9 protein-coding genes are annotated in these 12,900 nt (G+C 60.4%); all 9 read left to right on the top strand.

The features are described from left to right. The first annotated feature begins 541 nt into the window (after positions 1-541). The 9 genes from dnaE (at position 542) to bamA (ending at position 12,852) form a co-directional block, all read left to right on the top strand. A complete protein-coding gene (gene dnaE / locus ACE4RL_RS12445) occupies positions 542-3,997 on the top strand; it encodes a DNA polymerase III subunit alpha (protein ID WP_375597450.1) in 3,456 nt (1,151 codons plus the stop codon). A 335-nt stretch (positions 3,998-4,332) separates the two neighbouring features. Next, positions 4,333-5,106 (top strand): 30S ribosomal protein S2, encoded by a 774-nt coding sequence (gene rpsB, locus ACE4RL_RS12440; protein WP_375597449.1) that lies wholly within the window; start codon positions 4,333-4,335, stop codon positions 5,104-5,106. Positions 5,107-5,213: 107 nt separating this feature from the next. Next, positions 5,214-6,140, top strand: coding sequence for a translation elongation factor Ts (gene tsf, locus ACE4RL_RS12435; RefSeq protein ID WP_375597448.1), 927 nt, complete (start codon positions 5,214-5,216; stop codon positions 6,138-6,140). A gap of 195 nt (positions 6,141-6,335) precedes the next feature. Continuing rightward, on the top strand, positions 6,336-7,055 hold the full coding sequence (gene pyrH, locus ACE4RL_RS12430) for a UMP kinase (protein ID WP_375597447.1): 720 nt from the start codon (positions 6,336-6,338) through the stop codon (positions 7,053-7,055). A gap of 109 nt (positions 7,056-7,164) precedes the next feature. Next, positions 7,165-7,725 carry a ribosome recycling factor gene (gene frr, locus ACE4RL_RS12425; RefSeq protein ID WP_375597446.1) on the top strand — a complete coding sequence of 187 codons (561 nt, stop codon included), beginning with the start codon at positions 7,165-7,167 and terminating at the stop codon, positions 7,723-7,725. 31 nt (positions 7,726-7,756) lie between these two features. After that, a complete protein-coding gene (locus tag ACE4RL_RS12420; protein ID WP_375597445.1) occupies positions 7,757-8,518 on the top strand; it encodes an isoprenyl transferase in 762 nt (253 codons plus the stop codon). Between the two features lie 32 nt (positions 8,519-8,550). Further along, complete coding sequence (locus ACE4RL_RS12415; RefSeq protein WP_375597444.1) at positions 8,551-9,375, top strand: phosphatidate cytidylyltransferase; 825 nt, start codon at positions 8,551-8,553, stop codon at positions 9,373-9,375. A 42-nt stretch (positions 9,376-9,417) separates the two neighbouring features. Further along, positions 9,418-10,554 (top strand): RIP metalloprotease RseP, encoded by a 1,137-nt coding sequence (gene rseP / locus ACE4RL_RS12410; RefSeq protein WP_375597443.1) that lies wholly within the window; start codon positions 9,418-9,420, stop codon positions 10,552-10,554. Between the two features lie 183 nt (positions 10,555-10,737). Then, positions 10,738-12,852 carry an outer membrane protein assembly factor BamA gene (gene bamA / locus ACE4RL_RS12405; RefSeq protein WP_375597442.1) on the top strand — a complete coding sequence of 705 codons (2,115 nt, stop codon included), beginning with the start codon at positions 10,738-10,740 and terminating at the stop codon, positions 12,850-12,852. Positions 12,853-12,900: the final 48 nt, after the last annotated feature.

Raw genomic sequence — 12,900 nt, 5'->3', positions numbered from 1 at the left:
CCCCGACGCAGGGCTGGGCGGGGAGGCCGGGAAGAGGGGCGCCTCTTTACGCGGGTAGAAGCTCGGCAGCCGGACCTGCAATAACGGTACCGCCTGAATCCGGACCCGTGGAAAATCCGTGTTTCCGTGGCGAACGGCCAGTGGTCCGTTCTACCTAGTTTCGGAAGGGCCACTGGCCGTTCGTTACCGTGTAACCGATAGCCGAGAGGCGAGGCGGCTTTTCCGCACGTCCCGAATCTTAACACCCGGCAAAGCTCTCCTAACGAAATCCTAACCAATAAACCGCTGTCCCCGGTTTCACCGCTGTTCCCGTCTGGACGAGAACAAATAGAGAATATACAAGAACATTACAGAAACACGGGAGACCAAGATGCTCGATTTTGTCAAAGACCTCGCCGCTTTCGTTACCCTGGGCGCCTTCACCATCGGCTCACTGACCTGGATGGATATCATCACCCACATCGCCTGATGGCTGTGGATTGACGCAACGGCGGTTTGACCCCGCGCGACCTGTGCCGCAGGGTCAGACCAGGAGATGCAAATGCGCGGCCCAGGCTTCATTCACCTTCATGTTCACTCTGCCTTCTCGCTTCTCGAAGGCGCCTTGCAGCTGGAGACCATTCTCAAGCTCGCCGCGGAGGATGAACAACCGGCTCTCGGTATAGCCGACACCAACAATCTCTTCGGCGCCCTCGAATTCTCCGAGAAGGCCACCAAGAAGGGCATTCAGCCGCTGATCGGCGTTGAGCTTGCCGTCGATTTCGCTGCCGCCGAGGAGCGGGTCAGCGAAAGGGGCCACACCGCCTGGACCGGCAAGTCCTCCATTGTCCTCATGGCCCAGACGGAGGAGGGTTTTTCCAACCTCTCGCAGCTCGTCTCCCGCGCTTACCTCGAAGGCGAGGACGGGCTGGCGCGGGCAAGGCTGGATTGGATGACCCGCGAAAGCCTTTCGGGCCTGATCTGCCTCTCCGGCGGTCCCGAAGGAGCCGTCGATATGGCTTTTGCCAATGGCCAGGATGCAAATGCTGTCCGCCGCCTGGATCGCCTGGCCGACCTCTTCGGTGACCGCTTCTATGTCGAATTGCAACGCCACGGCCGGCCCATGGAGGCGACGGTTGAGCCGCGCCTGGTCGACTACGCCTATCGCAAGGGCATCCCCCTGGTCGCCACCAATGAACCCTTCTTCAAGACCGAAAAGGAATATGAGGCGCATGACGCCTTGCTGGCCATAGCCGGCGGCTCCGTGCTGGCTCAGACGGAGCGCCGCAAGCTCAACGATCAGTATTATTTCAAGACCCGCGCGGAGATGGTCGACCTGTTCTCCGACTTACCCGAGGCCCTCGATTCGACCGTCGAGATCGCCAGGCGCGTGGCCTTCCGCCCGCGCACCCGCGGGCCCATCCTGCCAAAATTTGCTGCGGGCTCACACGCCACCGAAGAAGAAGTGGTTGCCGCTGAAGCCGCCGCGCTGCGCAAGATCGCTGTGGACGGTCTCGACAAGCGCCTTGAAACCGTAGGCCTGGCGCCGGGCAAGGAAGAAAAGGAATATCGCGAGCGCCTCGATTTCGAGCTGGGCATCATCGAAAACATGAAGTTCCCCGGCTACTTCCTGATCGTGGCCGACTTCATTCAATGGGCCAAGGCCCACAATATCCCGGTCGGACCGGGGCGTGGTTCGGGCGCCGGCTCTCTGGTCGCCTATGCCACCACCATCACCGACCTCGACCCCCTTCGTTACAATCTGCTGTTCGAGCGCTTTCTCAATCCAGAACGCGTCTCGATGCCGGACTTTGATATCGACTTCTGCCAGGACCGGCGCGAGGAAGTCATCGACTACGTGCAGGACAAGTACGGCGCCAGCCAGGTTGCCCAGATCATCACCTTTGGAACGCTGCAGGCCCGCGCCGTGCTGCGCGACGTCGGCCGGGTGCTGCAAATGCCCTATGGCCAGGTGGACCGCATTTGCAAGCTCGTCCCCGCCAATCCGGCCGATCCCTGGTCCGTCGAACGCACCATGAACGAGGTGCCACAGTTCAAGCAGATGGCCGATGAGGACGAGACGGTCGGGCAGTTGGTGGAGATCGCCAAGGCTCTCGAAGGCCTGTTCCGCCACGCCTCGACCCACGCCGCCGGTATTGTTATCGGCGACCGGCCGCTGCAGGAATTGCTCCCGCTGTACCGCGATCCGCGCTCTGATATGCCGGTCACCCAATACAACCTCAAATGGGTTGAGCCGGCGGGCCTGGTGAAGTTCGACTTTCTGGGTCTCAAGACCCTGACGACCATCCGCTATGCGGTAGACATGGTGAAGCAGCGGGGGATCGAACTCGACATCGACGCCATCGATATTGAGGACGCTGCCACCTACAAGCTGTATGCACGTGGCGACACATACGGCATCTTCCAGTTTGAATCGGCGGGCATGCGTCGCGCCTTGATGGATCTCAAGCCCGACCGCATCGAAGACCTGATCGCCATGAACGCGCTCTATCGGCCGGGCCCGATGGACAATATCCCCAGCTTCATCAACCGCAAGCACGGCACCGAGGAGGTGGTTTACCCCCATCCGGCGCTGTCTGAGGTGCTGGACGAAACCTACGGCATTATTGTCTATCAAGAGCAGGTGATGCAGATCGCCCAGCTCCTCTCCGGCTACTCGCTCGGCGAAGCCGACATGCTGCGCCGCGCCATGGGCAAGAAGATCAAGGCGGAGATGGACAACCAGCGCATCCGTTTCCGTGAGGGCGCAGGGCCCAACGGGGTGAGCGAGGCGTTGGCCGACGAAATCTTCGACCTTCTGGCCAAGTTCGCGAACTACGGCTTCAACAAGAGCCACGCTGCCGCCTATGCGTGGGTCAGCTACCAGACCGCCTATCTCAAGGAGCACTTCCCGCACGAATTCTACGCGGCCTCGATGACCCTCGATATGGCCCAGACCGACAAACTCTCCGACTTCCGGCGCGAGGCCGGCAAGAAGGGCATCGAGGTGGTTCCGCCATGCGTCAACCAGTCCGAGGTATTGTTCTCGGTCAAGAACGACCGGGTCCATTATGGCCTTTCGGCGGTTAAGGGCGTCGGCAGGGCCATGGCCGAGCACATTGTCGAAGTGCGGGGTGATCAGCCTTTCAAGGATCTGGGGGACTTTGCCCGGCGGGTCGATCCGCGCGTGCTCAACAAGCGCACGCTCGAAACCCTGGTCAATGCCGGCGCGTTCGACTGCCTTGTTCCGCGTCGGGAGATTGCCTTTGCCGCGGTCGAATCGGTCATCGGTACGGCTCAGGCCCTCACGGCCGATCGCAGTTCCGGCCAGGTCTCGCTGTTCGGTGGCGTGGAGGAAGAACCATTCCGCCTACCGACGGGGGTTGCTGTCTGGAATTCAACCGAACGGGCCGATCGCGAACTCTCGGCTATCGGCTTCCACCTCTCGGCCCATCCGCTCGATGCTTATGCCGATCTGTTCGAAAAGCTCCGCGTCCAGCGCTGGAGCGACTTTGAACGAGCGGTAAAGGACGGCGCGGGGGCAGGGCGCCTGGCTGGTACGATCTCATCGCGTAACGACAGGCGAACGCGTAAGGGCACGCCGATGATGATCCTGACCCTGTCGGATCAGAGCGGCACTTATGAATGCATCGCCTTCTCCGAGCAGATCAACGAGTTCGGTGCCATCCTGCAGCCGGGCAATTCGGTCATTCTGCAGGTTGGGGCCGATGAGCGCGCCGAAGGCATCAGCGTGCGCTTGATGTCTGCCGAGCCGATTGAAGGCATGGCCGAGCGGATCGATCGGCAGTTGACGGTGTTTCTCGCCGATCCCAAGGCGCTTGGCCCCACCAGCGCGCAACTCAAGCGCGGCGGCAATGGTACCGTGAATTTCGTGGTGATCCGGGATGGAGGGGCACGCGAATACGAGATCGAACTGCCCGGCAAGTACAACGTCACGGCCGAGGTGGCCGGCGGCATCAAGGCTCTGGACGGTGTGACGGACGTTCGCTTCGCCTGAAACGAACGCGGGGGAGGCGAGCCTTTGGGGGCCCTTCCTCCCTCGCTCAGGGGCTCTCACCCTTGACCCCGCGTCTGGGCGCGGGTCTATGGTTAAACAATACCACAATGGCATTTCGGGTTGCTTGAAATTGTCGTGAATGCCGCAGGCGCCCGTTTCTCGGCCATATCTGGGTTGCGTCCGGCACCGCCTTGGCATATAGCAGCCACGCGTTCGGCATGGGTCGAACGTGATTTCACACACGAAGCAGGCTTTCCCTTGAGGGAAATCCATCCGGTGGCGCCTGGCGCTGCAAAGCTTCGTGGAGGCATCAACCGGTAAAGGAGCAGCCCATCATGGCACTGCCAGAATTCTCCATGCGTCAGCTTCTCGAAGCTGGCGTGCACTTCGGCCACCAGAAGCATCGCTGGAACCCGAAGATGGAACGCTACATTTTCGGCGTTCGCAACGACATTCACATTCTCGACCTGAGCCAGACCGTGCCGGCCCTCAGCCGCGCCCTGCAGCTCGTGTCCGACACGGTGGCCGATGGCGGTCGCGTGCTCTTCGTCGGCACCAAGCGTCAGGCTGCCCCGCTGGTGGCTGATGCTGCCAAGCAGTCCGCTCAGTACTACGTCAACTCGCGTTGGCTCGGTGGCACCCTGACCAATTGGCAGACCATCTCCAACTCGATCGCCCGCCTGCGCGAGCTCGAGTCGATGAGCGAAGCCGATCTGGCCCTGCGCACCAAGAAGGAGCGCCTGATGATGTCCCGCGAGCAGGAGCGTCTCGAGCGCGACCTGGGCGGCATCAAGGACATGGGCAACCTGCCCAACCTCCTGTTCGTGATCGACACCAACAAGGAAGAGAACGCAATCAAGGAAGCCCGCCGTCTGGGCATCCCGGTCGTCGCCATCGTCGACACCAATTGCGATCCCGATATCGTTGACTACGCCATCCCCGGCAATGACGACGCCAGCCGCGCTCTCGAGCTTTATGTATCGCTGATCTCGCGCGCTGCCATCGACGGCATCGGCCGCTCCTCGAGCGCCCTTGGCGCCGATCTGGGTTCGTCTGACGAGGCTCCCGCCGAGGACCTGCCGGCCGAAGGCGAGCCGACCGTCAACTAATCTTCGTGCAGGCGTGTCTTTCTCGCAGAAAGGCACGCCCCGCCCGATTCCGGGCATAAACCCACTCGAATTTGCCGCCCCGCGAGGGGCCGCCAAGAGGTGAACCCATGGAAATCACTGCTGCAATGGTCAAGCAGCTCCGCGACTCGACTGGTGTCGGGATGATGGACTGCAAGAAGGCCCTAGCTGAAACCAATGGCGACATGGACGCCGCCGTCGACTGGCTGCGTACCCGCGGCCTGGCCAAGGCTGCCAAGAAGGCCGACCGCGTCGCCGCTGAAGGCCTGGTTGGTGTTATCACTGCCGGCACCAAGGCTGCCGCCGTCGAAGTCAATTCGGAAACCGACTTCGTTGCCCGCAACGAGCAGTTTCAGAACATCGTCGAGGCCGTCTCCAAGTTGGCCCTCGATGCTGAAGGCGACGTCGTCAAGCTGGGCGAAATGCCGTTCCCCGGCACCGGTCATTCGGTTTCGGCCGAACTGACGGAAGCGATTGCCAAGATCGGCGAGAACATGAACCTGCGCCGCACCGAGACCGTATCGGTCACCGACGGCGTGGTCGAAAGCTATGTTCACAACGCGGTCAAACCCGGCATGGGCAAGATCGGCATTCTCGTTGCCCTGGAATCCACCGGCGACAAGGCAGCCCTGTCTGCGCTTGGCAAGCAGCTTGCCATGCACATCGCTGCTGCCCAGCCCCAGGCCATCTCGCCTGAAGAGCTGGACCAGGAAGTCGTGGCCCGTGAGCGTGCCATCATCCTCGAGCAGGTCAAGGAAAGCGGCAAGCCCGCTGACATCGCCGAAAAGATGGTCGAAGGCCGCATGCGCAAGTACTTCGAGGAAGTCACTCTGCTCAGCCAGGTCTTCGTGATCGACGGCGAAACCAAGGTTGCCGACGCGATCAAGAACGCTGAGAAGGATGCCGGTGCGCCGATCAAGCTCACCAAGTTCGTCCGCTATGCACTTGGCGAAGGCATCGAGAAGGTCGAAAGCGACTTCGCTGCCGAAGTCGCTGCTACGGCCGGCACCAAATAAGCCGTGTCAATTTGGGAATGGGCGGATCCGCCCATTCTCTCGCTCTCCCAAGACCTTTGTTTGCGGATCGAGCGTACTATTTCATGACTACTCTGCGGAAAGCTCGGCTTCATTTGCCTGGCATTTTGCCATAGGGTTCGTCCGGTCCGCCGGAATCGGTGGCCCGACACATTTCAGATCAAGGGGTCCCAACCGATGTCATCCGCACATAAGCGCATCTTGCTCAAGGTTTCGGGTGAAGCGCTGGCGGGGGACAATTCCTTTGGCATCGAGCCACCATACTTGCAGCGCATTGCCGGCCAGATCGCCGAAGTTGCGCGTTCTGGCGTTGAAGTCGCCATCGTCGTGGGCGGTGGCAACATCTTCCGCGGCATGGCCGGTGCCGCAGACGGCACGGATCGCGTAACCGCGGACCTGATGGGCATGCTGGGCACCATGATCAACGCCCTGGCCCTGAGCAATGCCATCACGCGTCATGGCGTCAAGTCCAAGCCGTTCAGCGCGGCAACCATGCCTTCGGTTGCTGATACCTTTACTGCCCGTGACGCCAAGCTGGCGCTTGAAGAGGGCTTTGTCGTGGTTCTGGGTGGCGGGACGGGCAATCCGTTCTTTACCACCGATACGGCCGCGACCTTGCGCGCCATCGAACTTGAATGCGACATGGTCCTCAAGGGGACCAAGGTTGATGGGGTTTATTCGGCTGATCCGAAGAAAGACCCTGGCGCGACCCGCTACAGCCAGATCAGCTACGACGAAGTCATCAATCAGAACCTCAAGGTCATGGACACGGCCGCATTCGCCCTTGCCCGCGACAATGCCATGCCGATAATCGTATACGCTCTGGACGACGAGGCGGGCTTGGCGGGTGTGCTGGAAGGAAAGGGTTTGTCCACGCGCGTGGGCGACCCGATTTAGTCGTCTTTGCCAAAGGCGCTCTCAGTACCGAAAAGGTGCTGGCGAACCGGATAAACGCGGGATCACGGGCACAAGACCCGGGCCTGCAATGGACTGGAAGGAAACGGCAATGGCCTCAACTTATGATCTCAAAGACCTCAAGACGCGCATGCAGAAGTCTATCGCGTCGCTCAAGGATGAGCTGGGTGGCCTGAGAACCGGGCGAGCCAGTGCCAGCCTTCTCGATCCGGTGACCGTGGACGTTTATGGCTCGCGCATGCCGCTCAATCAGGTTGCAACGGTTACTGTGCCCGAGCCCCGCATGCTTTCCGTGCAGGTCTGGGACCGATCCAATGCCAACGCCGTCGAGAAGGCCATCCGTGACAGCGGCCTAGGCCTTAACCCGATGGGCGAGGGGCAGGTCATCCGCGTCCCCTTGCCTGAACTCAATGAGCAGCGCCGCAAGGAATTGGCCAAGGTCGCTCACACCTATGCCGAGCAGGCGCGCGTGGCCGTGCGCCACATCCGCCGCGACGGCATGGATGCCTTGAAAAAGGCGGAGAAAGACGGCGACATGAGCCAGGACGATGCCAAGAAGCAATCGGATCTGGTGCAGAAGGCCACCGATGATGCGGTTGCGGAAATCGACACCATCGTCGCAACCAAGGAACAGGAGATCATGCAGGTCTGATATTGCATGATCTCGCGCCGGGGAGGCGTTGATGGCAGGGGAACCGGCCGCCAGTGTGAAGCTTGAGCCAGGCGCGGGCCTTAAGATTCCGCGCCATCTCGGCGTCATCATGGATGGCAACGGGCGATGGGCCAGACAGCGCGGCAGGCGGCGCACCGAAGGGCATGTGGAAGGCGTCAAATCCCTCCGTGGACTGGTCGAGTACTGCATCACCTACGGCGTGTCCTATCTGACTGTCTTCAGTTTCTCGTCAGAGAACTGGTCCAGGCCGTCCGAGGAAGTGTCATTCATTTTCAATCTGCTGCGCCGTTTTGTTGCATCGGATTTGCAGCGGTTGATTCGGAACAACGTCAGGGTCCGGATCATTGGCACGCGCGAAGGTCTGGATCCGTCCCTCGTCAAGCTCATTGACGATGTGGAAGCCAAGACGCAGGCCAATACCGGTCTGACACTGGCGGTTGCCTTCAATTATGGCAGCAAGGCCGAGATTGCTGCTGCAGCGCGTCATTTGGGGCGCGAGGTTGCAGCCGGTCGCCTCAATCCCGATGACATTGATGAGCAACGCCTTGGCGACGCGCTCTATACCGCCGGCATGCCCGATCCGGACGTCATAATTCGCACGAGCGGCGAGCAGCGGTTGTCCAATTTCCTGCTCTGGCAGGCGGCATACTCCGAATTCGTGTTCGTCAATGAGCATTGGCCGGATTTCGATGAAGCCAGTTTCTTGCGGGTTCTCGATACCTATACGCGACGCGATCGGCGCTTCGGTGGCGTTGGGGAAGATCAGCGGTGAAAAGGCAGGGCGATCCCGACGTTGATCCTCCTATGCCTGCACGGCGTTCCTGGGCAGACATTGGCCCTCGGCTGGCCTCGGCAGCGGTACTGATTGTCCTCACGGCTAGCGCGCTATATGTGGGCAGCTATCTGTTTGCCGCGGTCGTCGGTGTTGTCTATGCGCTCGCTTATCGTGAGTGGGAGACGATGGTGACCCGGGCACCGCTCACCTCGCGCGGCATGGCGCTCATCGCGCTTGTCGGCTTGGCAGGCCTGCTGTACCCGCTGGTCGGCTTTTTGGGGCCAGTTGGTGTCATTCTACTGGCCTGTCTTCTTGTGCTGACCATGGAGCGCGAGCACATGGTCTGGAGAATTGTCGGCCTGCTCCTGTTCGGCGCGCTGATTACCTCGCTATTGGCTATGCGGGGTACGGAGCCGGCGGGCATCTGGGCAGGCGTCTACCTGGGCACCGTTGTCTGGATGACGGACTCTGCCGCCTTCTTCGCCGGCCGGCAGATCGGCGGCGGGAAGTTGGCGCCGGATATTTCGCCATCCAAGACCTGGTCCGGCGCCCTTGGCGGACTTGCACTCGGTACAGGAGCAGGCTTGCTGGTCTGGCTCTGGCTGACCGATTCACCGATCTGGATTGGCATTCTGCTGTCTGCGACGATCAGCATACTGGGCCAGGCCGGCGATCTGGCCGAAAGTGCCATCAAGCGCTATTTCCGCATCAAGGACAGTGGCGATATCATCCCCGGCCATGGCGGCCTTATGGACCGCTTGGATAGCCTAACATTCGGCGTGTTTCTGGTCGTATTGGTGGGTGGAGCCCATGCCGGGTTCGGAGCGATAGCCGCGGGCCTGCTCTACTGGTAGGAGTGTGCCCGGCCGATTTGCGAGTGAGAGTACGGATTACTTATGTTTGATTTCGCTTATTGGCTGTTGTCCTACCTGGTTCCATTCCTCGTTGTTCTGACCGTCATCGTCTTCATCCATGAAATGGGTCACTATCTGGTGGCCCGCTGGAACGGCGTGGCCATCCACACCTTTTCGGTCGGCTTCGGTCGCGAATTGTTTGGCTGGAACGATCGACACGGGACCCGCTGGCGGATTTCAGCCATCCCTCTGGGCGGCTATGTTCGCTTCGTTGGAGACATGAATCCGGCGAGCGTGCCGGACCCCGATGCCGCGGCAAAGATTGATCCTGCCTTGGCCCCGCGCCTGTTCGTCAACAAGAGCGTCTGGCAACGCATTGCCATCGTCGCAGCCGGTCCGATAGCCAATGTGCTGCTGACCTTTCTCATCCTCTATGCATTGCTGCTTGGCTATGGCCGATACTCCATCCCACCCGTTATCAGCGAGGTGATGGAGGGCTCGGTTGCCCAAGCCGCCGGCTTTTTGCCAGGCGACGAGATCGTGGCGGTCGATGGCTATGAGGTTCGGGGCTTTGAAGATTTCCAGCGCTATGTCGCCACGAGTCCGGAACGGCCGGTGATCGTGGATTTGCTGCGCGACGGCGCGGCACAGACGCTGACCCTGGTGCCCGAAGCCGTTGAGATAGAAGACCGCTTTGGCAACGACCAGCGCATCGGGCGTATTGGCGTCACCCGCGACGTCGACGAAACCGATGTGACACTGTACCGCCCCGGTCCCATCGAGGCGATCGGCATGACCTTTGAAGAAATCCGGTTCATCGTGCAGCGCACCGCAGCGTTCCTCGGAGATTTCTTTGTCGGGCGCGGCGATGTCGAGCAGCTTGGCGGGCCGGTCAAGGTGGCCAAGGTATCAGGCGAAGTGGCGACTTTGGGCGTCGTTGCCCTTATCAACCTGATGGCACTACTGTCACTCAACATTGGTATCTTCAACCTGCTGCCGGTACCGATGCTCGATGGCGGTCACCTGCTGTACTACCTCATCGAAGCTGTACGCGGCCGCCCCCTGAGCATGCGTATCCAGGAAATCGGCTTCCGCTTCGGATTCGCTCTTGTACTTGCGCTCATGGTGTTTACGCTGTTCAACGACACCGTGTTCGACCACTTCGGGATTCTGCGCTAACGCTCTGTTAACCTTGGTTCGCAAGGTGTTGCATGAATACAAGGTCGCCAATGAATTGCTAACCGCGTGAGCACTCACGCCTTGTTCCTGGTTAAAAAAACAGTAAAACACTTCAATGGAGTTAGCTTGGAGGAGCGCTGTGCATGACGATTCTCCGAGCGGGTCGCAGAAGGCAATAACAATATGATTCACCCCACCAAGTTGATGCGTGGCGCGGTTTCGGCGATCGCCATTTTGGGGGCTGCCCCCATGGCCGCCGGCGTGCCTGTCCTTGGCGTCGTGACTGCACAGGCACAGGAGCAACTGGTTGCTTCGGTGCTGTTCGAGGGCAATCGCCGCTTCCCCGATAGTCAGCTCCTGACCATGGTCGATATTTCCACCTCGGGAATTTACAGTCAGCAGCGCTTGAATGCTGATATCGAGAGCATTCGGCTGGCCTACGATCGCGACGGGTTCAATTCCGTCTCGGTCACCGCTCGCACCGAACAGACGGCTGACGGCCGCGTTCGCGTAATCTTCGAGATCAACGAAGGTGAGCGCGCCGGCATTGCCGCCATCAATTTCACCGGCAACAACTCCATCGGCGCAGGCAATCTCAAGGGTGCCATGCTGACCAAGGAGTCCGGCATTCTGAGCTGGCTGCTCCGCGACGACACCTATGACGAGCAGAAGATGGCGATCGACCGGGAGCGGATCCGGGCCTATTACGCCAATCGCGGCTTCCCCGACGCGCAGGTCAACTCGGTTGCCGAGTATGACGCTGCGCGCAACGCCTACTTCATTAATGTGACCGTCAATGAAGGTCAGAGGTATGAATTCGGCAACGTTGGCATCGAAACCAGCATTGATGGCCTGAATACCGATGTGCTGCGCGGCACGGTCCGTACCGGCCAAGGCGCGACCTATTCCTCGCTCGATCTGCAGCAGTCCATTGAAGAAATGGCTTACGAGGCGACAGCGCAGGGCTACTCTTTCGCTGACGTCCGGGCTCGCCTTGACCGCGATGTGGCGACCAACACCTTCAACGTCACTTATCTGGTGGACGAGGGTGCCCGCATCTATGTCGAGCGCATCAACATTACCGGAAATATCAAGACGCGTGACTTTGTCATTCGTCGCGAGCTGGACTTTGCAGAAGGCGACCCGTTCAACCGTTCCATGGTTATCCGTGGCCGCAACAATATCGATGCCCTCGGTTATTTCTCGCGCATCGACATTTCCACGGCTCCCGGCTCTGCGCCGGACAAGATTGTCCTCAATATCAACGTCGAAGAAACCTCAACAGGCGAGTATGGCGCGACTGCCGGCTATTCGACAACGGACGGCATCCTGGGCGAGCTGTCGCTAACCGAGCGCAATTTCCTGGGTCGCGGGCAATATCTGCGGGCGGCGATTGGCGCATCGCAGTCCGGCCGTACCTTCGATTTCTCGTTCACCGAGCCGCGTTTCATGGGGCTCAAGGTGTCGGCCGGCGTGGATGCCTATCATCGCATCAACGACGAAACCTCGAACAGCTTCTACGGCACGCAGATCACTGGCGGCCAGTTGCGCGTAGGCGTCCCGCTGACAAGCGCTCTCAATGCGCAGTTCTTCGGCGGCTACGAACGCATGGTTATCGCCGACGCCCAAGCGCCGAATTCGACTCTGGTTGCCAATGGTCAGCAGTTCAACAAGGCGTTTGTTGGCTACACCTTGACCTGGAATGGCGTTGACGACACCACGAACCCGACCGAAGGTCTCTATGCGACCTTTACGCAGCGCTATATCGGTTGGGATCACAATCTGCTGCGCACCGAGGCACGTGCACGCTACTTCGTGCCACTGATCCCCGACAGCGGCGTGGTGGGCAGCGTCCGCGGCCAAGCCGGTGTCATCAATAGCCTGAATGGCGGTGCAGTTCACTCGGTGGAGGCTTTCACCCCTGGTTCGCAGCTCATCCGCGGCTTCGATAGCCGTGGCTTTGGTCCGCGCCTGGCCACTGGTGAATATGTCGGTACGACGATGTTTGCCGGCATCTCGGGTGAGATCGAGTTCCCGATCCCCGGCCTGCCGGAGAGCTACGGCCTGAGCGGTGCAGTCTGGGCAGACGCTGCCTGGATTGGCGACAGCAGTAACATCATCGGTGGTGGTGGTGCGGTTGCTACAAGCAACGACCAGCCGTGGCGTACTTCGGTTGGTGCATCACTTATCTGGGATTCACCGTTCGGCCCCCTGCGCGGCGACTTTGCGCACGTCCTGAACAAATCGACCGACGATCGTACGCAGTTGTTCCAGTTCACCATCTCGACCTTGCTCTAGTCTGGCCGGCGTGGAAAAGTTGTTTGGAGCCGCGGGGCGGTAGCGCCG

Origin of the sequence: Devosia polycyclovorans, from assembly GCF_042181575.1 — a bacterium.
GTDB classification, from domain to species: Bacteria; Pseudomonadota; Alphaproteobacteria; order Rhizobiales; family Devosiaceae; genus Devosia; species Devosia polycyclovorans.
This window is presented reverse-complemented; position numbering and strand designations above follow the sequence as displayed.

Excerpts from the sequence above, each read along its gene's own strand:
- dnaE (WP_375597450.1), top strand. The coding sequence starts at position 542 with ATGCGCGGCCCAGGCTTCATTCACCTTCATGTTCACTCTGCCTTCTCG.
- rpsB (WP_375597449.1), top strand. The coding sequence starts at position 4,333 with ATGGCACTGCCAGAATTCTCCATGCGTCAGCTTCTCGAAGCTGGCGTG.
- pyrH (WP_375597447.1), top strand. The coding sequence starts at position 6,336 with ATGTCATCCGCACATAAGCGCATCTTGCTCAAGGTTTCGGGTGAAGCG.
- ACE4RL_RS12415 (WP_375597444.1), top strand. The coding sequence starts at position 8,551 with ATGCCTGCACGGCGTTCCTGGGCAGACATTGGCCCTCGGCTGGCCTCG.
- frr (WP_375597446.1), top strand. The coding sequence starts at position 7,165 with ATGGCCTCAACTTATGATCTCAAAGACCTCAAGACGCGCATGCAGAAG.
- rseP (WP_375597443.1), top strand. The coding sequence starts at position 9,418 with ATGTTTGATTTCGCTTATTGGCTGTTGTCCTACCTGGTTCCATTCCTC.
- ACE4RL_RS12420 (WP_375597445.1), top strand. The coding sequence starts at position 7,757 with ATGGCAGGGGAACCGGCCGCCAGTGTGAAGCTTGAGCCAGGCGCGGGC.
- bamA (WP_375597442.1), top strand. The coding sequence starts at position 10,738 with ATGATTCACCCCACCAAGTTGATGCGTGGCGCGGTTTCGGCGATCGCC.
- tsf (WP_375597448.1), top strand. The coding sequence starts at position 5,214 with ATGGAAATCACTGCTGCAATGGTCAAGCAGCTCCGCGACTCGACTGGT.